This window comes from Kribbella solani, assembly GCF_014205295.1.
GTDB classification, from domain to species: Bacteria; Actinomycetota; Actinomycetes; order Propionibacteriales; family Kribbellaceae; genus Kribbella; species Kribbella solani.
Window position 1 is genome coordinate 3,363,747 of record NZ_JACHNF010000001.1, and the last position, 24,335, is coordinate 3,388,081.

Sequence of the window (24,335 nt, forward strand, 5' to 3'; positions counted from 1 at the left end):
CCCAGGATGCTCCTGGTCCACCAGCACCTCTGGCTCCTGCAACAGCGCGGCCACACCGGTCCCTTCGGTTGGAAATCGATTCACCGTCCACCGTAGGCGGTCCAGCCGACAGTTTCTTCTCAACCGGTTCGCGAAATGCGTACGGCCCGGAATCCCGCGATGGGGTCCCGGGCCGTACGGCGGACTGCTCAGGCCTTCGCGGGCTCCGCGACCGGGGCCTCGGTGTTCTCGGCGTCGGCGTCGGCGGCCTCCGGGTCGGCGTAGGTGCCGTCCGGCTGCAGCGTCTTCAGCTCGACCGTGTTGCCGGAGCCGTCGGTGACCTTGGCGTTCTCGACCAGGTACGCGAGCGCCTTGCCGCGGACGACCTCGGAGACCAGGCTCGGGACCAGGTTGTTCTCCACCGCGTGCTGGGCGAACTGGTCCGGCGAGACACCGGAACGCTGCGCGTGCCGGACGATGTGCTCGGTGAGCTCCTGGTCGTTCACGCTCAGCTCCTGCTGCTCGGCCACCAGGTCGAGCACGAACTGCGCCTTGATGGCGTCCTCGGAGCGCTTCTTCAGGTCCTCGTCGAACTCTTCCTGGGACTGCTCCTCACCCTCGAGGAACTGCTCCATGGTCATCCCGGAGTACCCGAGCTGCTGCTCCAGGTTCTCCTTGCGGGCGGCCAGCTCGTCGGTCAGCAGACCGTCCGGCACCGGCACGTCGACCAGGGTGAGGATCTTCTCCAGGACCGCGTCCCGCGCCTCGCCAGCCTGCTCGAGCCGCTTGCCGCGCTCCAGCCGGGTCTGCACGTCCGCCTTCAGCTCGTCGGCGGTGTCGAACTCCGACGCGGTCTGCGCGAACTCGTCGTCGAACTCCGGGAGCTCCTGCTCCTTGACCGCGGTCACGGTCACCTCGACGTCGACGTCCTCGCCCTTCAGCGAACCGCCGACCAGCTGGGTGACGAAGGTCTTCTTCTCGCCGGCGCTCAGGCCGATGACCGCCTCGTCCAGGCCGTCGAGCAGCTGACCGCTGCCGACCTGGTACGACAGGCCGGTCGCCTGTGCCTCCTCGACCTTCTCGCCGTCCTTGCTGGCGGACAGGTCAAGGGTGATGAAGTCCTTGTCGGCGGTCGCGCGCTCGACCGGGTTCAGCGAGCCGAACCGCTGCCGCAGCGACTCGATCTGCTCGTCCACCTCGGAGTCGGAGATGGCGATGTCCTCGACCGACGCCTCCAGGCCCTCCAGGTCCGGCAGGGTGATCTCCGGACGGACCTCGACCTCGGCGGAGAACTGCAGACTCTCCTTGTCGTTGAAGTCGGTCACGTCGACCTCGGGCCGGCCGATCGCCTTCACCTGGTTGTCGCTGACCGCCTGCGAGTAAAGCTTCGGGAGCGCGTCGTTGATCGCCTCCTCGAGCACCGGGCCACGGCCCACCCGCTGGTCGATCACCTGCGGCGGGATCTTGCCCTTGCGGAAGCCCGGCACGACGATCTGCTGACCGATGCTCTTGTACGCCGCGTCGAGGCTCGGCTTGAGCTCCTCGAACGGCACCTCGACGATGAGCTTGACCTTGGTCGGGCTCAAGGACTCGACGGTGCTCTTCACGGTGGCGGTTCTCCTTGATTCGGTGACATGGTGCGACGCCGGACAGCCGACGCCACAGCCGGTACTGCACGGGGTTGTCGGGGCGACAGGACTCGAACCTGCGGTCTCCTGCTCCCAAAGCAGGCGCGCTAGCCACTACGCTACGCCCCGCAGTGACCGTGGAAGTCTAGTCGACCCGAACCAGTGCTCACGCCACCGGGGGCCGGTTACCCCTCGTTTTGGGTCCGACCCGCTTCCTGTGGAATCATGTCCGGGCACCGCGGGTGTAGCTCAATGGTAGAGCCCCAGTCTTCCAAACTGGCTACGCGAGTTCGATTCTCGTCACCCGCTCCACGCTCGAAGGCCCCTCATCGCGACTGCCGCGGAGAGGGGCCTTTCGCGTACTCGAATGGCGTTCGACGTGATGCAGGTCACTTGAATCAGGACGGAGTCGCGGCCCGTTCGGCGGTGCCCCGGAGCACGCAGAACTCGTTGCCCTCCGGGTCGGCGAGTACGACCCAGCCGGTGCCGTCGGGGTAGCGGTGGTCGGCGACCAGGGTGGCACCGAGGCCGAGCAGGCGCTCCGTCTCCAGGTCGCGGTACGTCTCCGGCCGCAGGCACAGGTGTACGCGGTTCTTGATCGTCTTCGGCTCCGGCACCTGATTGAAGTACAGCATCGGGCCTTCGGCCATCAGTACCTGCGTCTCGTGGTCACCCGGCTCGCAATCCGGATCCACCGGCCGCCCGGTCACCTCGCTCCAGAACCGCGCCAGCCCATACGCGTCCGCACAGTCGATCGCCACATTCAGCACAACAGAAACCATCCCCGCATCCTCCGCCACATCACCCCCACCCACCAACACTTCCACCAGCACCGAACCCTCACCCGCGCCAGCAACCAACAGCCGGGTACTCGATCGCGCTCGAGTACCCGGCTGTTGGGGTGCCTCAGGAGAAGGCCGGGGGGTCGCCCTGGAGGGCTCTCGTCGTGGAGTCGGGGTCGGTGGTGAAGGCGGGGGTTCTGGTTTCGGTGTCGTAGTAGCGGTGGAAGACGGGCGTCTGGGAGCCGGACATCGGGGGGACGATCCAGCTCCAGTCCGCGGGACAAGTGCGGCCGGCGCGTTCCTCCTTTTCCAGATGCAGGAGGAATCTGCGGGACTCGGTGTGGTGATCGGTCACCGTGACACCGCTCAGGCCGAAGGAGTGCAGGACCGCGCGATTGAGCTCCACCAGCGCCCGGTCGCGCCAGAGGCTGGTGTCGTGTGACGTGTCCAGGCCCAGCCGTTCCGCGACCTCGGGGACGAGGTCGTACCGATCGGTGTCGGCCAGGTTGCGCGCGCCGATCTCGGTACCCATGTACCACCCGTTGAACGGCGCCGCGGGGTACGAGATCCCGCCGATCACCAGCCGGCTGTTACTGATCACCGGCACCGCGTGCCACCGTAGGTCCAGGTCCGCGAACCACGGAAGCTCGGGGTGCCGCAGCTCGACCTCGTGCACCACCTGGTGGGGCAACTGGAACAGCCGCGGCCCCTCCTCGACGGTCTCCACCACCAGCGGCAGTACGTCGAAGGCCCCGCGGCGCTCGGGCGGCCGCCAGCCCCGCTTGATCAGGTAGTCGGTGAACTCGCGGTACCGCGGATCTCCGAGCGGACGCCCGCTCGGCTGGTCGTACCCGGCGTACCGGATCAACTGCTCGTTCCAGATCCGCGGACCCGGCCGCGACGGGGTCTCCGGGGCGAACACCGTGATCATCGGCCGGATCTTCCCGCCGTTGTACGCCGCGGTCAGATGCTCGAAGCAGTGCGCCGCAACGCCGCCGGCGTCTGACACCCCGCGCAGATCGCGCACCTGCAGACTGCGCCAGTACAGCCTGCCGATGCACCGCTTGTTGTTGCGCCAAGCCACTTGCGCGCCGAACTCCAGTTCCTCCGGGGTGTGCCAGTACGTCCCGGTGGTGTCGATCTCATGCAACACCGCGGCGAGCCGCGGCCCCAGCGGCCCAGCGGTTGGGTTCTCGCTGTGGAAGAGCTCCAGGAACTCCTTCGCCGCGGCCCGAAGCATCCCGGTGTCCACGCGCGCGGCCACCCGCTCCGGGTCGGGCCGAGGCTCCGAACGACGCGGAGCCGCCATGATCCGAGGTGGACGCCGTACCACCGAACGGAGGTTCCACCGGCTCGAACCGCGCCGCCTGCTGAGCTGGAACAGCTGCTCGCCGGTACGGCCCGCTGCCAGGTGGCGCGCGCAGATTCCCACGGCCAGCAAGAGCATCGCGAGGCCAAGCGCGATCGGCACGGCAGGCGGTACGCCGCCGGGCACGTACCGGCCGAATCCGAGCAGGCCGATCGCGGCACCGGCGAGGATCAGGCCGAACACCCCCAGCGGTACGGCCGGCAGGCGCCGGGAGGCCGATCGACGGGATCTCGACGGCGTGAGATTCGGGTGGGCAGGGCAGCGCCCCTGGATGTACGACATGGTGTCGCTCCGGACCGTCCGGATCGCTCACGCCCGCCCTGGAGCGTCCGGACGGCGCTCGTTCCGTAGCCGGACCTGCCAGTCGCTCATGTCGTCGAACCACGCGTCCTTCTGATGCCGTCCGGGTTCGCCGGGCGCGGTCTCGCCGCCGAGCTGCTCGATCTCGCTGCCGAACGAGTCCACGATCGACTGCATCCGCAGCTGGGCCGACTGCGCGTAGGACCGGACCTGCTGCCCCGCGGTGTCCATCGCTTCCTCGACGATCCGGCGCTCGTGTGCGCGCGCCTGGCCGATCCGCTCACGGGCGTCCCGGCTGACATCCTGGACCATCTCCTCCGCCACCAGTTGCGCCTCGCTGAACAGCTGGACGATCTGCTCGTTCACCCGGTCGCCGGCCTGCTCGTACTCGTCCAGCTCCGCCTGCACCCGCTGCAGTTCCCCCTGCACCCGCTGTAGCTCCGCCCCCGTCCGCCGCAGCTCACCCTGGAGGCGCTCGTTCTCCGCACGGCTCGTACTGAGGTCCTGCGCCGTGTCCTCCACCTGATCGGCCAGTAGGTCGAGGTACGCGAACACCTCGGTCGGGTCGAGACCACGCAGACGGCGCCGGAACTGCTCGCCCCGGATCTGGTCGGGTGTCTGGTACTGCGGGATGCCGTGGCGGCGGCGGGTGTTGGTCACTTGATTTCTCCTGACCTGGTGAAGGCTGGGTGGGCCGTGTGGTCGTCCGCGGCCGCGTAGTAGAAGTGCTCGTACTTGATGTGCTCGGTGGGCATGCCGGCGGCGGAGAGCCGCTCCAACGTGTGCGCGACCATCTGCGGGCCGCCGCACACCATCGCCATCCGCCCGGGCAGCTCCTGCCGGGCCGCGACTGTGCCGACCTTGCCGCGTGTCCCGGGGTAGGAGGCGTCTGCCGACACAACCTCGGTGTAGTCGAACCAGGGCCTGGTCTGGGCGAGCTCTCGCAACCGCGGGCGCTCGTAGAGGTGCCAGGGCATCCGTACGCCGTGCAGCAGCTGGACGTGCGGCGCCCTGCCCGATCGGGCCCACTCATTGTCGATCTGCTCGAGTACGGCGAGCAGTGGGGCCAAGCCGGTCCCACCTGCGATCATCAGCAGGTCCCGTGGATCGTTGTGCTGCCGGGTCAGCCGGTCACCGACCGGAGCACCCAGCTTGACCTCGTCACCCTGTTTGAGGTTTCGCACCACGCTCGGACTCACCTGGCCACCGTCGATCTGCTGTACGTGCAGGTCGATCGAACCGTCCGCGCGCGGTGCGTTGGCCGGGCTGAAGTACCGCCACAGCCGCGGGCGTTGCGGGATCTCCATGGACAGTGACTGGCCGGGCAGGAAGTGGAGCGCGCGCCGTGGCCGAACGGTCAGCAGCGTGAGGTCCATGGTCCGCCGCTCGACCGAGACGACGTCGGCGTCCCACCAGTCCGGCGTGGACTCCGAGGAGTTCTCCGCGGCCTCGACCATCATCCGCGCGATCACCTGGTACGCCGCCGTCCATTCGGCGGCGAGGTCCTCGTCCCACTCGGGGCCGAGGAAGTGTTTCAGGGTGGCGCACAGCGACGCGCCGACCGCGTTGTAGTGCTCGGCGACGACGGCGTACTTGCGGTGGTCACGGCCGAGGTGCTGGATGAAGGCCGTGTCCTTCTCGATCTCGTCGGCGTGGCTGACGATCCGGCCGAGTGCGCTGACGAACTTGTCCCGCTGGTTCGACATCGAGAGCGGGAACATCGACCGCACCTCGGGATTGGACACGAAGATGTGGGAGTAGAAGTACAGCGCTACCTGTTCTCCGTGCTTCGTCACCCGATCCCAGCTGCTCTGTAGGGCATAGGCGTCCATCGGGGTTCGCTATCCGGCTCGCCGCGGCGACTCCTCGGACGAACAGCACGGCCCTCCAGCGGGCATGACGGAATGTCGGTCGCCGCCGTTTCCGGTCGACGGATCCTGCACTGACAAGGGTTCCCTCCCGGTCCACTCCCCGAGTCTTCTTGGTACTCCGTCTGTCTTCCCCCGGTCCGGCCGTGACCAAACCGCGATCGGACCGACAGGTTCCGAAATTCTTTGCCGGTCTTACGGGGCGCGCAGAAAGGCGATGCCGTCAATGGTTGCCGGCGCCGTACTGGTGGAGACGATCTTGAGCGGACCGGTGCGGAACACCGTCGCGGGAAGGTACGTGACCGCCCGACTACTGACCGTCGCGGCCAGGGAGACGGTGCCGATCTTGATGTTGGCGTGGTAGATGTCGACGCGGCCTTGGCCGGGGCCGTGGATGGCTACCAGGGCTATGCGCTGGCCGGCGGCGGTTGCTTTTGTCAGGTATGCGCCGTTCGCCTTGAGGACGGACGTAGTGCCCTGGAACGCCAGTGTGCTGGTGGCTCGGGTGACTGTGCCGGTGGCGGTGAAGGCGCGGTCGTCATCCGGTGCAACTGAACACAGCGGCGCCGACCACGCGGACAGGTTGCCCAGGTAGTCGCGGGCGCGGACCATGAAGCACTCGTCCCAGCCGAGCCGCGGTACCCAGGTGATCCCAGTGATGTTCGTACCCTGCCAGTTCGCCGGGTAGATCCACTTGCCGAAGGCCACGCCCGATGCGGCGGTCTTGTACACCACGTCGTACGACGCGATGCCGGTGTCGTCCTTGTACGCCCACCGGACCGTCGCGGACCCGCCCAACTGCACCCGATCTCCGATCCGCCAGGTCTGGAGCGACGGCGCAGTACCGTCCACCTCACTGCAGTACGAGGCGCTCCACGCGCTCACATTGCCGGCGTAGTCACGTGCACGTACCTGCCAGCAGGTGTCCGTACCGATCGGTGCCGTCAGACTTGCACCGGTCGTCTTCAGCCCCTGCCAGCCTGGTACCTGATTCCAGGCGCTGTACGGCGAGGTGCGGTTCGGACGCTGCTGAATGCGCAAGTCGTAGCTGTCCACACCAGTGGCAGGTGAGTTCGGGTCCTGCGGGTCGTCGTACACCCACTCGAACGAAAGGCTGTTGTTGTCCCGGATGCGGTCACCTGCCGTCGCACTGGTCAGTACGGGCGCCACGGTGTCGGGGTGCTCCTGCGGATCAGCGGTCAACCAGTTCAGGGTGATGACACGTGGCTTGGCGGCAGCGTCGGAGTACACGATCTTGGCCAAGCCAGAACCATCTGCACGGAAGCTGGGCCCAGTAGTGCGGATCGGTCCGTACCGCCGCTGTCCCAGAGCCGGGTCATTGAGGTCAGTGACCAACAGGTCGGCGCCAGACGACTGCACCGTGAACCCGTTGCCCAGCTGAGCATCAGCCGCGACAGAGAGGTTGCGAGGCGGCTGCGGGCCAACAACGTCCACCACCTGGTTACAACCGCTCAGCACGGCCCAGCGACCGTTCACCGCACCCGGACCAACAGTGCAGGCACTAGCAACCAGCACCGTCTTCACGTCACCAGTTGTGAGGCTCTTGCCGTCCAGGTGCCCCGGCTCGGTCACCTTCCACACCGTGTCGCCGGCAAGCGCGAACGGCGGCGCGTAGTCGGCCAGCTTCGTCTTGGTCGCGACGTCGTACACCTCCGCGGTCGCGGCGCTAGGCGTACGGTGCGAAACGAGCTTGCCGCCCTTTCCGAGCACCACCTCATCCGCAGCGGGGAAGGTGAGCCCACCGACCTTCGCCGTGGTCCCGTCGAACGTCAGCAGGGCGCCGCCCTCGACCTGCAGCGGCTTACCACTGTTGGACCCGCCAACAGCAGTCCAGGTGCTCCCGTTGTTGGTCGTCTCGTACACGGGGTCCGAAACCACCACCCGCGCACCGGACATCCCCACATCGACCGCACTCCGGCCGGGCACAAGTACGCCCTCTCCTAGGTGCGGAGGCGGATCAGCCGCCAACGCCGAAGAACCAGACAGCGGCAGCAGCACGGCAGCGCACACCACTGCAGCCACTCGAACCCGAAAACCGACCACGTGAGATCCCCCCAGCCGTCGCACGCACCCTAGCCAGTAACCACCAGTAACGGAAGTGACCTCAGGTGTTTCGCGCGGAGTGAACAGAGTCTGCTGGGGGCGAACAGGTGTAGCCGGTCGGTTCTGTTAGGTGACAGGTTCACTTGCATGGCCTGGGTCGTGAGCGGCGAGTTCCGCAAGCTGTGGATCGGCCAACTGGTGTCTGGCGCCGGCAGTGCGATCACCACGGTCGCACTACCACTGGTCGCTGTAGTGAACCTGCAGGCCTCGGCTGTGGAGATGGGGGCACTGTCTGCCCTGACCATCGCACCGCATCTGGTGTTAGGGCTGCAGGCTGGGGTGTGGGTCGACAGGTGGTCGAGGCGCCGCGTGCTGATCTGGACTGACATCGGGCGGTTGCTGTTGCTGGGCTCTATACCGGCGGCGGCCGCGCTGGGCTGGTTGCAGCTGGGGCAGCTGTACGTGGTTGCCGTACTGACCGGTGTGCTCGCCCTGCTCTCCGACACGGCGTCCCAAACGCTGATCCCGTTTCTGGTGTCTCGTGTGGACCTGATGCGCGCCAACAGCGCCGCGCTGCTCAACGCGAACCTCGCGACGACGGCAGGACCGTCGGTCGCCGGCTTTCTGGTGCAGGTACTCAGTGCGCCGTTCGCGATCGTCGTGGATGCCGCGTCGTACCTCGTCTCCACCATCGCGGCGTACCGCCTCAAGGAGCCGGAACGCCCACCCGCGCCGGAGCGGTCCGAGGTACGGCTGTCCGCCGGACTTCAAGTGCTCTTCAGCAACCGAGTACTCACCCCACTGGTCGTGTCGGCGATGATCGCGGCGATGGCGGGTGCGATGCAGGGTCCACTCGTCGTTCTGTTCCTGGTCCGCGAACTGCACAAACCACCCGCGTTCGTCGGACTGACCATCACCACCTTCGGCGTCGCCGCCGTTGTCGGCACGCTCTTCGCCGGTACGTGGTGCCGGCGCGTCGGCATCGGCCGCTCGTACCTGTCCGGCGTGTTCCTGGCGTCGCTGAACGGCGCCGCCCTCGCCACCGGCCAGACTCCGCTGATCCTGCTCGGACAGGTGCTTGCTGGGTTGGGCATGTCGCTGTTCGGCGTACCGCAGCGCACTTTGCGGCTCGCGCTCGCGCCCGCGCAGCTGCTCGGCCAAGTGACGTCCGCGTGGCGCACGCTGGTGATCGGCGGTCAGACGGTCGGCGCTCTTGCCTCCGGCTTACTCGCCAGTGCGCTGCAGATCCGGACGACGCTGCTGATCGCGACCGCCGGAATGCTGGCCGGACTGGTCGTCGCCGGCTGCTCCCCGGTCCGTGGTCTGCACGCGCTGCCCGAGGAGACCCGCGCGCCCGAGGAGCCCCGCGCCCCCGGCGAAACCCGGTTTCCCGACGGAGAAGGGCGATCGATGGCCGAGCACTGATTGCGAAACGCGATAGGTCCGGACCCGCCTCCCGCCTGGGTTCCGGGTCGGCTATTGCGTACGGCGGTAATTCATCGGCAGGGAATGGAATTCGCACGACAACCGCTTACCTACTGAGTGATACTGGAAAGTGCGCCGTTTTCAGGTCGCCCAAACCCCTTGAACCGAAGTAGATGGGAAGTGCGCCCGTCCAGATGCCCTCAGAGCACACTGTCCAAGCGCCGTCGATCGCTGCCCCTACCACCCGTGCCCCCGAACGTAGCCGCAATCTCTGGCGACTGCGTCCCTATCTGAAACCGCACCGCTACCGGCTCTCGGTGATGTTCTCCACCGCGATGCTCGGCGTCGGTGTCAGCCTCGCCATCCCGCTCGTCACCCGGGCCATCATCGACGGGCCGGTCACCCGTCGTGAGCTGAGCCTGCTGGTCCCGCTGGCGCTGCTGGCGCTCGGGCTGAGCATCTCCGAGGTCATCCTGGTCTGGATGCGCCGCTGGGCGCAGTCCCGGACCGTCAGCGACCTGGAGGCGACCCTCCGGCACGACCTGTACGTCCGGCTCCAGTCCCTGCCGATGGAGTTCCACACCAAGTGGCAGAGCGGTCAGCTGCTCTCCCGCGTCACCACGGACCTGTCCACCATCCGCCGGTTCATGGGCTTCGGTCTGCTGTTCCTGGTGATGAACATCCTCCAGCTGATCGTCGTCACGATCCTGTTGCTCCAGCTGTACTGGCCGCTCGGTCTGGTCGTCCTGGTGGCCGCCGTACCGATCGTGATGGTGTCGCTGAAGTTCGAGAAGAAGTACCTGCGGATCTCCCGCAAGGTGCAGGACCAGCAGGGTGACCTGGCGACCCGGATCGAGGAGTCCGCGCTCGGCTTCCGGGTGATCAAGGCGTTCGGCCGCCGGCCGCACGTCCAGCGCCAGTTCGACGACGAGGCGACCACGCTGTACCACACCGAGGTCGAGAAGGTCCGGCTCGCGTCCCGGTTCTGGAGCTTCCTCGGCGTCATCCCGAACCTGACCCTGGTGATCGTGCTGCTGCTCGGCGCGCTCGCGGTCGGCCGGGAGGCGATCACGCTCGGCACCCTGGTCGCGTTCATCACGCTGATGCTGTCCCTGGTCTGGCCGGTCACCTCGCTCGGCGCGATCCTGGCGATGGCCCAGGAGGCGATGACCGCGGCGGACCGGATCAGCGAGATCCTGGACACCCACTCGGTGATCAAGTCGGGTCCGGAGGAGCTCACCGGCTCCCGCGGCCACCTGCGCTTCGAGCACGTCGGCTTCCGGTTCTCCGACGACGACACCGAGGTACTGCACGACATCAACCTGGACCTGACCCCGGGTACCACCCTCGCCCTGGTCGGTGCCACCGGTTCCGGTAAGACCACGCTGACCGCGCTGGTCCCCCGGCTGTACGACGTGACGGCGGGCCGGATCACCATCGACGGCCACGACGTCCGGGACCTGACCCTGGTGTCCCTGCGTACCGCGGTCGCCTCCGCGTTCGACGACCCGACGCTGTTCTCGATGAGCGTCCGGGAGAACCTGACGCTGGGCCGGCCGGATGCGACCGACGACGAGGTGCAGCAAGCACTGGAGGTCGCACAGGCCCAGTTCGCCAACGAGCTGCCGTGGGGGCTCGAGACCCGCGTCGGTGAGCAGGGCATGTCGCTGTCGGGTGGCCAGCGTCAGCGTCTCGCGCTGGCACGGGCAGTACTCGCCAAACCGGCCGTACTGGTGCTGGACGACACGCTGTCCGCGCTGGACGTACACACCGAAGCACTGGTCGAGGAAGCACTCCGGAACGTGCTGTCCGACACCACCGGCATCGTGGTCGCGCACCGAGCTTCCACAGTGATGCTGGCCGACCAGGTCGCGCTACTGCAGCACGGCACGATCACCCACGTAGGAACCCACCAGGAGCTGCTCGCGACAGTACCGGCCTACCGCCACTTGCTAGCAGCAGAGGAAGAGGAGGTGCCCGCATGACAACGACTCAGCAAACACCTCCTCCTGACGACGCCAAGGATCAGCCGGAGGAACAGGAGCAGACCTGGCGGGGGATGTTCGAGGAGGACCCCGACCGGGAGATCTCCCGGGCGACCAGCATCCGGCTGAAGGAGGACTCGCGGAAGCTGCTCGGTGAGTTGCTCCGGCCGTACCAGAAGCTGATCTGGCTGCTGATCGTGATCGTGGTCGTCGAGAACGGCGCCCGGCTGGCAGTGCCGTACCTGGTGCACCTGGGGATCGACAACGGCATCCCGCCGATCCTGGCCGGTGAGGGGTCGCGGGAGCTGATCACGATCGTGATCGCGGTGTTCGCGTCGGCGTTGCTGCAGGCGTGGGCGCGGCAGCTGTTCCTGATGCGGTCCGGCCGGCTCGGGCAGACCATTCTGCTCGGGCTGCGGCGGAGGGTGTTCGACCACTTCCAGCGGCTCAGCCCGGCGTTCCACGACAAGTTCACGTCCGGCCGGGTGATCTCCCGGCTCACCTCGGACGTGCAGGTGATCGACGAGATGCTGGCGAACGGTTTCGACGGTCTGGTCACCGCCGTCCTGACCCTGGTCGGTACGGCGATCCTGCTGCTCACCCTGGACGTCAAGCTCGGGCTGATCGCCCTGCTGTCGTTCCCGGCGCTGCTCATCCTGACTGCCTGGTTCCGGAAGCGGTCCGCTGTCGTGTACCGGCAGACCCGCGAGGCGGTCGTACTCGTCATCGTGCACTTCGTCGAGTCGATGACCGGCATCCGCGCGGTCCAGGCGTTCCGGCGGGAGCCGCGCAACGAGGAGATCTTCCACGGCGTCAACGACCGCTACCGGAAGGCGAACCTGAAGTCGTTCCAGCTGAACGCGATCTTCATGCCGTCGATCAAGGGCGTCGGCAACATCACCATCGTCGCGATCCTGGCGTACGGCGGCTACCAGGCGTACCACGGGCACGTCACCGTCGGCGTACTGACCGCCTTCCTGCTCTACCTGCGGCAGTTCTTCGAGCCGCTGCAGGACATCTCGCAGTTCTACAACACGTTCCTGTCCGCGTCGGCGGCCCTGGAGAAGCTGTCCGGCGTACTGAACGAGACCCCGGACGTACCGGAGCCGATCAAGCCGGTGCAGCCGGCCAAGCCCCGGGGTCACCTGGAGCTGCGGAAGGTCCGGTTCGAGTACGTGGACGGCGTACCCGTACTGCCCGGTCTGGACCTGGATGTGCCGGCTGGTCAGACCCTGGCCCTGGTCGGTACGACAGGCGCCGGCAAGACCACGATTGCCAAGCTGGTGTCCCGGTTCTACGACCCGACCAGCGGGCAGGTACTGCTGGACGGCGCGGACCTCCGTGACCTGGCTGAGGACGACCTGCGCGAGCGGGTGGTGATGGTGACGCAGGAGAACTTCCTGTTCACCGGATCGGTCGCCGACAACATCCGGTTCGGCAAGCCGGATGCCACGATGGAGGAGGTCGTCGAAGCCGCCAAGGTGATCGGCGCGCACGACTTCATCAGTGCACTGCCGCACGGGTACGACACCGCGGTCGAGAAGCGCGGCTCGCGGTTGTCGGCCGGTCAGCGCCAGCTGGTCGCGTTCGCGCGGGCGTTCCTGGCCAACCCGTCGGTGCTGATCCTGGACGAGGCGACGTCCAGCCTGGACATCCCCAGCGAACGGCTGATCCAGCGGGCGCTGAAGACGATCCTGGCGGACCGGACCGCGATCGTGATCGCGCACCGGTTGTCCACCGTCGAGACCGCCGACCGCGTCCTGGTCCTCGAGTACGGGCAGATCATCGAGGACGGTTCACCCGACCACCTCATCACCGTCGACGGTCACTACGCCGGCCTGCACCAGGCCTGGGAAGAGTCCCTGGCCTGAACCGCTCCATCCGGTGCGGGCGCGTGGAGTCATCCACGCGCCCGCACTGCATTGTCGGAGCACTGCCCTAGGTTGAGGACATGCTGACGACACTGGCAGTGGACAACTACCGGTCACTGCGCCGAATCGTCATGCCATTGCACGGGCTGAACGTGGTGACCGGAGCCAACGGGTCCGGCAAGTCCAGCCTGTACCGTGCACTCCGGCTGTTGTCGGACGCCTCCAGGAACGGCGCGGTCGCCGCACTGGCGCGGGAGGGCGGTCTGCAGTCGACGCTGTGGGCCGGGCCCGAACATGTCCGGAAGGACCGTCCGGCTCAAGGCACGCGGCGGACCGGTCCGGTGACCTTGCGGATGGGCTTCGCCGGTGACGACTACGGCTATCTGATGGATCTAGGGCTGCCGATACCGCACGGCTCGGAGTTCGACCTCGATCCGGAGATCAAGCGGGAGGCGCTGTGGGCCGGGCCGTTCCTGCGCCCGGCCGCACTGCTGGTCGAGCGCAACAACCGCGACGTACGCATCCGGTCCGGCAGTGGCGAGTGGCAGCGCTCGGGTCATCAGCTGCAGACGTTCGACAGCATGCTGAGTGAGTTCGCCGATCCGGAGCGCGCGCCGGAGCTGCTGGTCGTACGGGACAGGATGCGCGGCTGGCGGTTCTACGACCACTTCCGTACTGACACGGAGGCGCCGGCCCGGCGAGTCCAGATCGGTACGCGGACCGCCGTGCTGGCTCCGGATGGCTCCGACCTGGCCGCTGCGCTGCAGACGATCAAGGAGCTCAGCCCACGCGGCACTGTCGAAGACGCGGTTGAGCTGGGGTTTCCTGGCAGTCGCGTGGAGGTCGTCAACAGCGCGGGTCGTTTCGAGGTGGCGTTTCACCAGAGCGGTCTGTTGCGGCCGCTGTCCGGAGCCGAGCTGTCCGACGGCACCCTCCGGTACCTGCTGTGGGTCGCGGCGCTACTTACACCGCGACCACCGGACCTACTCGTACTCAACGAGCCTGAGACCAGCCTCCACCCCGACCTACTGCCTGCACTGGCCAATCTGGTGGTGACCGCGGCCAAAGAGGCGCAGGTCATCGTGGTGACGCACTCGCGACCGTTCATCGCATCGCTCGAGGCCCTGTCCCCCGAGCTGCAGACACTCGAGCTGATCAAGGACGCCGGTGCAACCACCATCGACGGCCAGCGACCGCTGGACGAGCCGCCGTGGAAGTGGCCGTCGCGCTAGGCCTTCACGCTCTCGAAGCGCACCAGGATCACAGAGCCGGCAGCGGAGAGCAGGAAGCCGAGAATCGCGGCAGGCCACCAGCCGTTGCGTACGGCGTCATCCAGTACGAACACACCGACCGCGGCCGGAGTGATGGTCTGCAGCGCGATCATCGGCGTGGTCGCCAGCGTCACCGAGCCGCGCTGCAACGCCAACGAGTACAGGATGAACGCGAGCGCCCCGCTGATCGGCAGCGTGTACGACGTCGGGCTGTGCAGCAGCTCGCTCAACGAACCGTCGCGGAGCAAGCGCGCCGAGATGGCCACCCCGGCGTACCCGAGACCGGCCAGTAGCCCGAGCAGTGCGGTCGAGACGCCATGCTGCGATCTGCTGGCGAGCGCACCGAGTACAGCGATGACGACCAGCCCGACAATGACGCCAATCGTCAGTCCGTGATGCTGCGCGCTCGCACCGGCGTCTCCGGCCGACACGGCGAGCAGGCCGAGGCCGATACACACCGCTATCACCGCGGACCACTCCAGCGCACTGAGTTGGTCCGACATCAACCGGGTGGCCAGCAATGCAGTGACAACCAGACTGACCGCGATGCCCGCTTGAGCCAGGTACAGCGGGAGCAGGCGCAGTGCGACGAAGTGCAGTCCGAAACCGGCCAGGTTCAGTACCAGTGCCGCGAGGAACGCCGGCTGCTTGAGCAGCGCGACTATGAACCCACCGAGCCGTCGCGGATCCAGCTCCGACTCGGTCGGTACCTTCCGCGAACCGACAGCCTGCAGGATCGCGGCCACACCGAACAGCGCCGCGGCACCGAGCGCCGCGCCCAGACCGAGCAGCACTACGCGACGACCCTACGGCGCCACGTGAGATACAAGCTGAGTGCGCCGTAGTACACCAGGTACGACAGTGAGACCGCGACGACAATCGGGTTCGGGTGGGGCATCTGCGCCAGCAGTACGGCGTACGAGGCCAGCCAGATCGCAGTAGTCAGCAGGTTCAGTGACCGGAACGCCTTGGTCCGCGACGGGTACACGTACTTCACCGGGACGAACACCAGCACCGAGAACAGCACCAGGAGTACGCCGGTTGCCGTCGGAGTGAGACCGAGCACCACCACGTAGAACGCGACCACGTTCCAGTAGCTGGGGAACCCGAGGAAGAAGTGGTCCTCCGTCTTCGCGTCGACCCGGCAGAACTGGTAGCTCGACGCCAGCAGGGGCAGCGCGCCCAGCACCGCACCCCAGGCACCCGACGGCAGGTACCCACCGGTCCACAGCAGTACGATCGGCGCGAACGCGTACGTCAGGTAGTCGACGATGTTGTCCAGCATCGCGCCGTCGAACCACGGGATCGTTTCCTTTACCCGTAGCCGGCGCGCCAGCATCCCGTCGGTACCGTCGATCACCAGGGCGGCCAGCCCCAGCCAGAGGGCACGGACCGCGTCGCCGTCGATGGCGGCGATCACGATCAGCAGCGCGAGCACCGTTCCGCTCGCGGTATAGGCGTGCAGTGCAAGTCCGGCCAGACGCAACCGCGTCGACCCGACGAACGGTTCCCGCACCGCGTCGTGTGTGGTCAGGACAACTCCCGGAACTCAGGCGACGCAGCAGCGCCGGGCCGGGTAGAGGTCAACCCCGCCGCCGCCAGCGTCTCACAAGCCCGGCTGCTGCCCCGTCACCGACCGTCGACTCGCCCGAGATCTTTGCGCGGACTTAGGGGGCGTCCGGCCACCCCGGCCGGGGTGGCCGCCCGTTGCCTACTTGACCGCGTCGAGCAGGAAGATCGGGATCTTCCGGGTGGTCTTCGTCTTGTAGTCCGCGTACGGCGGGTACGCGTCGACGCCGCGAACCCACCACTCGTCGTACTCCGCGCCATCGATCTCGCGGGCGATGTACTCACCGGTGACGTCGCCGTCCTGCAGCGTCACCTTCGGGTCGGCTTTCAGGTTGTGGTACCAGACCGGGTTCTGCGGCGCGCCGCCGAGGGACGCGAACGCGGCGTACACGCCGTCCTGCTCGACCCGCATCACCGGCACCTTACGGATCTTGCCGGACTTCGCGCCGCGCATCGTGATCAGCACGACCTTCATCCCCTGGATGCCCACCACGTCGGTGGTCCCGGCCGCGGTGACCTTCTCCACCTGGTCGCGAACCCAGCCGGTCGGGCTCGGCACGTACTCGTCGTTGTTCGATGTCATACCGGCCATAGTAATGGTGACGCATCACCATCGGTATTCGTCTCAGAGCGCAGGTGCCAGCGCGGTCAGCAGCGCCAGCGAGTTGTCCCAGGCGGTAGCCGCCTGGGCAGCCTGCCCGGCCTGCTGCTCCGGCGTGACGTCGAGGCGCTCGAACCCCGACTCGACCACCAGCAGACGAGTTCTGTCCGCTTCCGGGGTCAGGGTGAACTCCACCAGGTTCGAGTTCCCCGGAGCAGGCTCCACGCCCGGCTCGACCGCGTACCGGTAGGCGAACCGGCGCCCCGGCTCCACCCGCTCGACAAAACCCAGGAACTCGCCGTGCTCGTCCCACCGCAGTGCCATCCGGCCGCCCGGGCGCAGGTCGATGTCAGCACCACCGAACGCATACCACCTGGCGAGAACCTCCGGCTGCGTCACCGCCGCCCACACCAGCTCCGGCCTGGTATCGACGTACACCTCACGTTCAACACTTTCCATGCCGCCATCCTGCCGTACCCGCGGTCAGACCTCGCAGGACTGCAGCTGGGTAGCGGTCGCGATCGTCCCCTCGATCCAGCGCCGGCGGAGGAAGTGCGCCTTCAGCAGGCGGTGCATGCCGTCCAGTACGACCAGCCGGCCGCGATACGCGACCAGGTTGATCGGGAAGTCGAGGTCCGCGTCCATCACCCGCTGGTAGTGCGCCCGGAAGTTCATCGGGGTCTCCGCGACCTGATGCGGTGTCACCTTGAACCGGTCGCCGTCGAGCTGCCAGAGCGGCAGGTCGAACATCCAGACCAGGTCCGCGATCTCCACCGGCTCCACCTTCAGGTCGAGCTCCCACAGCTTCGCCAGCTGCCAGCGGTACGGCGGGAACACCTCCCGCAACGTCTCCGGCATCATCGCGACCAGTTCCTCGAACGACACGTCCGGGGCCGCGCGATCCGCACCGGCACCGAAGGTGTCACCCAGTCCGTCGATCGTCACGACGGAGCAGGCTACGCCATCGGCAGGGCGATCACGACCACGTTGCTGAGGTACACCTGTCCGTTCCAGTCCTCACAGGTCACCAGCACCAGCCGCCCGGCCACCGACTGGTCGAACACCTGCGCCGCCCGCCGCGCCAGCGTGGCCTTCCGGTACGTCGTGACGGTCGCGACCTTGTACTGCAACTGCCCTGTACCGGTGGCGACCTGTACTACCGCGCCGCGCACCAGCTTGCCGAGGGAGTCGAACGCACCGCCGCCGGTGTGGACCGCATGGCCGGTAATAACTGTTGATCCGCGAGTGGCTCCTGGGGCTGCACCACCGGACCACCAGCCGACTGTCGACGGATCGCTCGGTGGGGTCAGTACGGCGTGCACTGGCTCGATGGCGAGGACCGGGGCGTCTACACCGAGCGTGGGGATCTTCACCTCGGTCGGGCGGGCTCCGGCGGTCACTCGGCCGTGAGTTGCCGACGTGGTCGACTGGCCGGGGCGTGAGGTGGCTGCTGCAGGTGGTGCGGAGGACGAGGGCCGTGGGGTGGCGGACCGTGCAGTCGTGGACGATGCGGTTGTCGACTGGGCTGGTGTCGGCGGGGCTGCTGTGGACGGTGCGGTTGCGGATGGTGCGGTTGTTGCCGGTGAGGGCTCGGCGCCCGCGTCGGTGAACTGCAGGTAGGCGCCGGTGGCAAGTACGCACAGTCCGGCCGCCGCGACCGCGCCGCCCCAGCGCGACGGAGCGCCACGACTACGCCGCCTGCCGAGCTTCACCGGGACCACCTCACTTCCACCTCATCTACAGCACACTTCCACCTCACCCACCAGCTCCAGCATCTCCGACCTGGCAACCAGGGTGTACTCACTGATTGCCAGGCGGTAGGTGGTGGGGGCCGGAGTTTGGTGGGTGAGGTGGTCGTGGGCAAGGTGGTCAGCGGGCGTGTCGGCCGTGGCGCCGGAGACTCGCAGTGGCACCGCCGGCGAGCAGCATGCCGCCGACAACCATCAGGATGCCGCCGAGGTCACTGAACCCGTTGCCGGTGCTGCCGGCGGTCGGAGTCGGCCGGTCCGGTGGGCCGGCGAGACCGGCGTGTACAGCTGTCGGTACGCCGGAGGTCGTGGTCACCGGAGCGGTCGTGTGCCGGGTCGGCGTGGTCGTGGGTGACTTGGTAGGTGGCTTGGTCGACTGCGGCGGTGTGGACGTCGCACTGGTCGGAGGAGACGTCGGCACGGTCGGCGGCGTCGTGACCGGAGTGGTCGGTGGTGTCGTGGGAGGAGTGGTCGGCGGCGTGGTGGGAGGCGTCGGCGGCGGTGTAGTCGGCGGCGTCGTGGGAGGAGTCGTCGGCGGTGTCGTCGGCGGTGTAGTCGGTGGGGTCGTGGGTGGCGTGGTCGGCGGGGCGTTGCAGCCGGTTACCCAGAAGACCTTTGACTTGGTGTCGTTGCCCTGGGAGTGCGGGGCGCTGACGGTGACCTTCACGTGGTAGCCCTGCTGCGGGTGCGGCGGGCCGGTGAAGGACAGCGTGTACGTCTCGCGCGCGTCCAGGTTGTTGGGGCCGATCGGGCCCCCGCCGATGAACGGGTGCAGGTTTCCGGACTCGACCGTCAGGCCGGCGTCGGCGGTCGGCGCCTGCGCCGTGAACTGCACGTCCGCGTAGTACTGCCCCACGTCGTAGTTGTAGAACTCGATGACGAAGGTGCAGCCCTGGTGCGGGTTGTTGTCCGGCGGACCGCCGCCCATGTCGACGCCGTCGATCTTGATGACCCCGTTGTTGCCCGGGGCATCAGCACGTAGCGCGGCACCAGCCGGACCGGCCGCGCCGGTCCCGCCGCCTGCTCCCGGCCCGGCGTCATGCCCTGGCCGCACGGCGAGCGCCGCGGCTCCTATCAGTACGATCAACGCTCCGGCCGCCGCCAGTGCACCGGCGGCACGCGCGTTAACCCCCTTGATGACCATCCCCGTCCCCTGTCTGAGAAATCGGTCATAGCTCGGGCGGACATCTCTTCTGCAGTATGAACTTTCCGTTGCCCAAGTCAAACAACCAGTAACTGACAACGAAAGACTTCCTGGAACGAAAGACTTCCTCGGTGGGGGTTCTCCACTGCTGTTGTGGGTTCTCCACCGGTACACGAGCGGAGAACCCACACAACGGGTGGATATCCACCCTTGTGACAGACCCGTGGGCGAGCGTGGGTGGTGGTCGGGCTGGGGATGGTTGCCTCAGGCATGGGCCATTCGGTGGATGATGACGATGGCCGAGTCGTCGCCCGGGCCGCCGGCGGTCGCGACGAGTTCGGCGGCGGCGCCGAGGAATCCCTGCGCGACCAGCCGTTCCGCGTGCCCGGCAAGCCGGTCGGTGCCACGGCCGATGTCGCGGCGCGGCGTCTCCACCATGCCGTCGCTGTACAGGAACAGCGCGTCCCCAAGCTTCAGCTGCCCGGTGTTCACCTTGAACTCGGGTGACTCCATCAACCCGAGCAACGGCCCGTCCGCGTCCCGCGTCTGCCACCGCCCGGACCACGCGTCGAACTGGATCGCCGGCGGATGCCCAGCAGTACGTACGTCGAACTCACCGGTCCGCAGATCCACCACGACGTGTACGACGGTGGCGAAGTCGTCGTCCCAGTCCTGCCTGCGCAGGTACCGGTTCGCCGACGGCAGGAACTCCTCTTCCGGTACGACGCCCAGCAACCCACCGAACGCACCGGACAGCAGCAGTGCCCTGGTCCCGGCGTCGATTCCCTTGCCGGAGACATCGACCAGCGCCACCTCCAGTACGTGGTCGTGCACCGTCGACACGACGAAGTCGCCGGAGAACGTGGACCCACCAGCGGACTGGATCGCCACCTCGACGCGCCAGCCGGGCGGCAGCGTCGGCATCTCCCCCTGCGCCGTCAGCGTGTCCCGTAGCTCCATCAGCATCGACTCACCACGCGTACCAGGCACTCCGAGCCGGCTGCGTACTTTGGCACTCGCCAGCACGATCCACGCGACCAGTGCGAGCACCAGCACGAATCCGGTACGCGGCAGGACCGGATGCCGTACTGCCACCACGTACACGGCGAATGCCAGTGTCACCACAGTCAGCGCGACCAACTGGCGGAACCGCAACAACAGGCCGCCCAGCAGGATCGGGATGATCAGCAGGGACGCGGGCAGGTACCCCGGCCAGGCCAGACTGCCCATCGCGAACACCAGCGACATCAGCGCCAGCGCGATGAAGGCCACCCGGTGCGATCGGCGGGCGCGACGGGCCAGCGCCTCGACCCGGCGGCCGATGCGTCGTACGGGCGCGAGTCCGCCGTTCTTCCTCATGGTCTGAAGAAGATAACGGTACTGACCGGTCCGCGCATCAATTCGCAACACAACCGATGGAGATCAGCTCTTGCGAGTGAGGCCGGTCCGCTGGCATTTGGGGCACCAGAACAAGTTACGGCCCGCGAGGAGCTTTGTCCTGATCACCGACTGACAGACATGGCATCGTTGCCCCTGGCGCCGGTACACGTACACCTCGCCGCCGTGGTCGTCCTGGCGCGGATCGCGGCCCATCGCCTCGGGCGTGTGGTCGTCGGCAACGGTGTCGATCCGGCCGGTCTCCACGCCGTACTTCATCAGCTCGAGCAGGTCGTCCCACATGCCCTGCCACTCGCGCTTCTTCAGCACGTTGCCGGGTGTCATCGGGTTCAGCTTGGCCCGGAACAGCACCTCGGCGCGGTACACGTTGCCGACCCCACTCAGCACGTCCTGGTTCATCAGCAACTGCCCGATCGGCAGTCTGCTGCGGTGGATGCGCTTCCAGGCGAGCTCCGGGTCCGCGTCGTCGCGCAGTGGGTCCGGTCCGAGCCGGCCGATCAGCTTGTCGCGTTCTTCATCGGTGATGACTTCACACACCGTCGCACCGCGCAGGTCGGCGTACGCGGTCCTGTTCTGGAGCCGTAGCCGGACCTGGCCGACCGGCTCGGGTACCAGACCCGCCTCGGCCGCGTGGATGTCCATCTTGCCGATCAGACCGAGGTGGATGTGCAGCCAGCCGCCGCCCTCGAGCTCAGCGAGGAAGTGCTTGCCGTGGGCCTCGGTCTGCCGCAGCAGGTGCCCGTCCAGCAGGCCGGCGCCCTCGGCGAACCGGCCCTGTGGGCTGGACGCCCGGACCTTGCGGCCGCCGAACGCGTCCCAGACGTCGTTCGCCAGCCGGTGCAGGGTGTGACCTTCAGGCATGATTCCTCATATGGGGACGACAGGTGATTCCGGTGCGGCCAAGGGACGGTCCGGCCCGCCGACTCCGGCAGTGGTCGGGACCGGCCGCAATATGCGCGCTCGCGACGTCTCCCGGCCCAGCCGGCCCGTCCAGCGCCGCCCGGTGCTGCCACCGGACGAGCCGGACAGCCAGGACGGGCCGGGTGACGGTCAGGGCAGCGGCGGGAGCTCGCCGGTCGACTCGTAGGCCGACAGCATCTCGATCCGGCGGGTGTGCCGCTCCTCACCGGAGTAGTCGGTGGCCAGGAACGTGTCGACGAACCCGGCCGCCTCCTCCTCGGTGTGCATCCGCGCACCCACACTGATCACGTTGGCGTTGTTGTGCTCGCGGCCGAGCCGTGCGGTGTCGGTGCTCCAGGCCAGTACCGCCCGGACGCCCTGCACCTTGTTGGCGGCGATCTGTTCGCCGTTGCCTGAGCCACCGATCACGATGCCCAGACTGCCCGGGTCGTTGACTACTGCCTGCCCGGTCCGCAAGCAATAGGGCGGGTAGTCGTCCACGGCGTCGTACACGGCCGGACCGTGGTCCGCGACGTCGTGCCCGGCGGCAGTCAGGTGCTGCACCAGGTGGTTCTTCAGTTCGAAGCCGGCGTGGTCAGAGCCGATGTGCACTCGCATGCCGAGCAATCTACTGACAGACCGGGACGCCTGGCAGCTTGGGTGCACCCGATCCGATGTACACGTTGGTCACATAGCCGCCGTACTTGGGCAGATAGGCCCACCAGTTGCTGGACCGAGGCGGCGCGTCGATCAGCTCGCCCTGAGCCTGTCCACTGACCAGCACCTCTACCCCGGATGGCAGGTGCCCCAGGATCCCTCCGGACGTATTCGGCGCGCTCCGCACCCGTACGCCGTCCCCAGTGGTCAGCACCCAGCTCCCAGCGGTCCGTACCGCGCCGGGCACGGTCAGCTCCCTGGTCAGCCGAGTCACATCGGTGTACGCCTTCCCGTACGGAGTACCAGCCGGATGCAACGTGAACACCGAGACAATGCTCCGGTCCGCCACGCCAACTGTCCCGGTGGTGTGCAGCGCATCACTGACCAGGTCCACAACCGCCTCCGGCTTGGCGCGATCGGACTGGTACCCACTGGACCCGTGAAACCCGGACCAGCCCTGTTTGATGCTGAAGTCCGGGTCGAAGACAGAGGCGATCCCGAAGTACTGGTCGAAGCCGTCCGTGCCGTACCGGGTCGGTCGGTGCAACAGGTCCATCACGTACTGCCGTACGGGCGCCGGTGCACGGTCCAGCAGGTACTGGTAGATCCGCACGGTGTCAGCCGCCGTGATCGCCACGTACCCCCAGAACCCTGGGTGACTCACCGGCGGACCGGCAGTGTGCGTAAGTCCGAGCCGGTCGATCATGCGGTCCACGATCGCGCTCCCACCGCGCTGCTCCCAGTAGTAGCTCGCCGCGTCGTCGTCACTGCTCCGCAGCATTACCTCGAGCCGCTCCTGGTCAGCGGCATCGACTTCGTACCGCGGACCACGCTCCCAGAGCAGATCGAGCACGATCAGCAGCTTCACCACGGAAGCCGACCGGAACGGCAGGTCCGCGTTCAGTTGCTGGACGAACCCGCCGGTCTGGCGGTCGAAGACGGCGATGCCGGCGATCACATCGGACGGGACGGCAAGATCGCCGGCTGTGGGCAGCTCATCACGCAAGGTCATCTGGTTCCTACTCACCGCTGGAGGTCGTTCCTGAGTGAGCAACTTTCACCGGCCGGACGGCCGCGGAGCAAGCCCTGAACGTGAGACGAAATCGATCAGTCGAAGATCGGGCCGCGGTCCCGGGTCCGCTTGATCTCGAAGAAGCCCTCGGTGCCGGCCACCAGCCGGACGCCGTCCCAGAGCTTGCCGGCCGCCTCGCCCTTGGGTGCCGGCGTCACCACCGGACCGAAGAACGCGGTGCCCTCGACCGAGATCACCGGCGTACCGACCTCCATGCCGACCTGGTCCATCCCGGCGTGGTGCGACTTCTTCAGCGCGTCGTCGTACCTGGTACTGGTCGCCGCCTCGATCAGCGACGCGGGCAGGCCGACCTCCGCGAGCGCCTCCTTGATCACGTCCCCGGAGCCGTTCTCGATCCCCCGGCCCTCGAGGTGGATGCGCTTGCCCAGCGCGGTGTACAGCGGCAGCAGCACCTCGTTGCCGTGCGCCTGCTCGGCGGCGATCAGCACCCGGACCGGACCCCACGCGTTCAGCATGAAGTCGCGGTACTCCTCGGGCAGCTCGTCGCGGCCGTCGTTCAGGACGGCGAGGCTCATCACGTGCCAGGTCGTCCGCACGTCCCGGACCTGCTCGACCTCGAGCATCCAGCGAGAAGTCATCCAGGCCCAGGGGCAGGCGGGGTCGAACCAGAAGTCAGCAGAGGAAGTCATATTCACCATCATACAAAGTTGAAGAACTGAGATACCGACTTGGTATCCAGTACC

At 67.5% G+C, this 24,335-nt stretch carries 23 protein-coding genes and 2 tRNA genes; 6 read left to right on the forward strand and 19 right to left on the reverse strand.

The features are described 5' to 3' along the window. Positions 1-188: 188 nt before the first annotated feature. Together tig and HDA44_RS15085 are read right to left on the reverse strand one after the other, a co-directional pair. Positions 189-1,586 carry a trigger factor gene (gene tig / locus HDA44_RS15080; RefSeq protein WP_184834852.1) on the reverse strand — a complete coding sequence of 466 codons (1,398 nt, stop codon included), beginning with the start codon at positions 1,584-1,586 and terminating at the stop codon, positions 189-191. A 77-nt stretch (positions 1,587-1,663) separates the two neighbouring features. Then, positions 1,664-1,736, reverse strand: a tRNA-Pro gene (locus tag HDA44_RS15085). A 109-nt stretch (positions 1,737-1,845) separates the two neighbouring features. Between HDA44_RS15085 and HDA44_RS15090 the strand changes: the two genes are divergently transcribed. After that, positions 1,846-1,919, forward strand: a tRNA-Gly gene (locus HDA44_RS15090). 86 nt (positions 1,920-2,005) lie between these two features. Here the strand turns inward: HDA44_RS15090 and HDA44_RS15095 are convergent. The 5 genes from HDA44_RS15095 to HDA44_RS15115 all read right to left on the reverse strand — a co-directional run bounded on the left by HDA44_RS15095 (position 2,006) and on the right by HDA44_RS15115 (position 7,873). Beyond that, positions 2,006-2,389, reverse strand: coding sequence for a VOC family protein (locus tag HDA44_RS15095; protein WP_184834854.1), 384 nt, complete (start codon positions 2,387-2,389; stop codon positions 2,006-2,008). Between the two features lie 124 nt (positions 2,390-2,513). Next, positions 2,514-4,040: a nitric oxide synthase oxygenase gene (locus tag HDA44_RS15100; protein ID WP_238352456.1), complete on the reverse strand. Its 1,527-nt coding sequence runs from the start codon at positions 4,038-4,040 to the stop codon at positions 2,514-2,516. A gap of 27 nt (positions 4,041-4,067) precedes the next feature. After that, positions 4,068-4,718 (reverse strand): DivIVA domain-containing protein, encoded by a 651-nt coding sequence (locus tag HDA44_RS15105; RefSeq protein WP_184834856.1) that lies wholly within the window; start codon positions 4,716-4,718, stop codon positions 4,068-4,070. Then, positions 4,715-5,890, reverse strand: a complete 1,176-nt coding sequence (locus HDA44_RS15110; RefSeq protein WP_184834858.1) for a globin domain-containing protein — start codon at positions 5,888-5,890, stop codon at positions 4,715-4,717. Before HDA44_RS15110 ends, HDA44_RS15105 begins: the two co-directional genes overlap by 4 nt. Before the next feature lie 231 nt (positions 5,891-6,121). Further along, positions 6,122-7,873 (reverse strand): hypothetical protein, encoded by a 1,752-nt coding sequence (locus HDA44_RS15115; RefSeq protein WP_184834860.1) that lies wholly within the window; start codon positions 7,871-7,873, stop codon positions 6,122-6,124. A 264-nt stretch (positions 7,874-8,137) separates the two neighbouring features. Between HDA44_RS15115 and HDA44_RS15120 the strand changes: the two genes are divergently transcribed. The 4 genes from HDA44_RS15120 to HDA44_RS15135 all read left to right on the forward strand — a co-directional run bounded on the left by HDA44_RS15120 (position 8,138) and on the right by HDA44_RS15135 (position 14,503). Continuing rightward, positions 8,138-9,415 (forward strand): MFS transporter, encoded by a 1,278-nt coding sequence (locus tag HDA44_RS15120; RefSeq protein WP_184834862.1) that lies wholly within the window; start codon positions 8,138-8,140, stop codon positions 9,413-9,415. A gap of 320 nt (positions 9,416-9,735) precedes the next feature. Further along, the gene (locus HDA44_RS15125; RefSeq protein WP_238353054.1) at positions 9,736-11,400 is read left to right on the forward strand and encodes an ABC transporter ATP-binding protein; all 1,665 of its coding nucleotides are present in this window, start codon (positions 9,736-9,738) and stop codon (positions 11,398-11,400) included. After that, positions 11,397-13,271: an ABC transporter ATP-binding protein gene (locus tag HDA44_RS15130; RefSeq protein ID WP_184834866.1), complete on the forward strand. Its 1,875-nt coding sequence runs from the start codon at positions 11,397-11,399 to the stop codon at positions 13,269-13,271. Before HDA44_RS15125 ends, HDA44_RS15130 begins: the two co-directional genes overlap by 4 nt. Before the next feature lie 80 nt (positions 13,272-13,351). Next, the gene (locus tag HDA44_RS15135) at positions 13,352-14,503 is read left to right on the forward strand and encodes an AAA family ATPase (protein ID WP_184834868.1); all 1,152 of its coding nucleotides are present in this window, start codon (positions 13,352-13,354) and stop codon (positions 14,501-14,503) included. On the opposite strand, the gene HDA44_RS15140 is transcribed toward HDA44_RS15135, so the two are convergent. From HDA44_RS15140 to HDA44_RS15180, 9 genes are all read right to left on the reverse strand, one after another. Then, entirely contained in the window at positions 14,500-15,336 is an 837-nt protein-coding gene (locus HDA44_RS15140) for a hypothetical protein (protein ID WP_184834870.1), read from the reverse strand. The two genes, HDA44_RS15135 and HDA44_RS15140, sit on opposite strands and share 4 nt — an antisense overlap. Further along, positions 15,336-16,058: a CDP-alcohol phosphatidyltransferase family protein gene (locus HDA44_RS15145; RefSeq protein WP_184834872.1), complete on the reverse strand. Its 723-nt coding sequence runs from the start codon at positions 16,056-16,058 to the stop codon at positions 15,336-15,338. Before HDA44_RS15145 ends, HDA44_RS15140 begins: the two co-directional genes overlap by 1 nt. A gap of 195 nt (positions 16,059-16,253) precedes the next feature. Then, positions 16,254-16,694 carry a nitroreductase family deazaflavin-dependent oxidoreductase gene (locus HDA44_RS15150; protein ID WP_184834874.1) on the reverse strand — a complete coding sequence of 147 codons (441 nt, stop codon included), beginning with the start codon at positions 16,692-16,694 and terminating at the stop codon, positions 16,254-16,256. A 42-nt stretch (positions 16,695-16,736) separates the two neighbouring features. After that, a complete protein-coding gene (locus HDA44_RS15155; RefSeq protein WP_184834876.1) occupies positions 16,737-17,171 on the reverse strand; it encodes an SRPBCC domain-containing protein in 435 nt (144 codons plus the stop codon). A 24-nt stretch (positions 17,172-17,195) separates the two neighbouring features. Beyond that, positions 17,196-17,657 (reverse strand): hypothetical protein, encoded by a 462-nt coding sequence (locus tag HDA44_RS15160; RefSeq protein WP_319039314.1) that lies wholly within the window; start codon positions 17,655-17,657, stop codon positions 17,196-17,198. A gap of 11 nt (positions 17,658-17,668) precedes the next feature. After that, entirely contained in the window at positions 17,669-18,424 is a 756-nt protein-coding gene (locus tag HDA44_RS15165) for a class F sortase (RefSeq protein ID WP_337906016.1), read from the reverse strand. Positions 18,425-18,581: 157 nt separating this feature from the next. Further along, positions 18,582-19,604: a hypothetical protein gene (locus tag HDA44_RS15170; RefSeq protein ID WP_184834878.1), complete on the reverse strand. Its 1,023-nt coding sequence runs from the start codon at positions 19,602-19,604 to the stop codon at positions 18,582-18,584. Positions 19,605-19,868: 264 nt separating this feature from the next. After that, entirely contained in the window at positions 19,869-20,963 is a 1,095-nt protein-coding gene (locus tag HDA44_RS15175) for a PP2C family protein-serine/threonine phosphatase (RefSeq protein ID WP_184834879.1), read from the reverse strand. 63 nt (positions 20,964-21,026) lie between these two features. Continuing rightward, complete coding sequence (locus HDA44_RS15180) at positions 21,027-21,863, reverse strand: Fpg/Nei family DNA glycosylase (protein WP_184834880.1); 837 nt, start codon at positions 21,861-21,863, stop codon at positions 21,027-21,029. Between the two features lie 10 nt (positions 21,864-21,873). On the opposite strand from HDA44_RS15180, the gene HDA44_RS15185 reads away from it, so the two are divergent. Further along, on the forward strand, positions 21,874-22,089 hold the full coding sequence (locus HDA44_RS15185) for a hypothetical protein (RefSeq protein ID WP_184834881.1): 216 nt from the start codon (positions 21,874-21,876) through the stop codon (positions 22,087-22,089). On the opposite strand, the gene HDA44_RS15190 is transcribed toward HDA44_RS15185, so the two are convergent. From HDA44_RS15190 to HDA44_RS15200, 3 genes are all read right to left on the reverse strand, one after another. After that, entirely contained in the window at positions 22,053-22,520 is a 468-nt protein-coding gene (locus tag HDA44_RS15190; RefSeq protein ID WP_184834882.1) for a ribose-5-phosphate isomerase, read from the reverse strand. The two genes, HDA44_RS15185 and HDA44_RS15190, sit on opposite strands and share 37 nt — an antisense overlap. Before the next feature lie 10 nt (positions 22,521-22,530). After that, on the reverse strand, positions 22,531-23,571 hold the full coding sequence (locus HDA44_RS15195; protein WP_184834884.1) for an SH3 domain-containing protein: 1,041 nt from the start codon (positions 23,569-23,571) through the stop codon (positions 22,531-22,533). A 95-nt stretch (positions 23,572-23,666) separates the two neighbouring features. After that, positions 23,667-24,281, reverse strand: a complete 615-nt coding sequence (locus HDA44_RS15200; RefSeq protein ID WP_184834886.1) for a mycothiol-dependent nitroreductase Rv2466c family protein — start codon at positions 24,279-24,281, stop codon at positions 23,667-23,669. Positions 24,282-24,335: the final 54 nt, after the last annotated feature.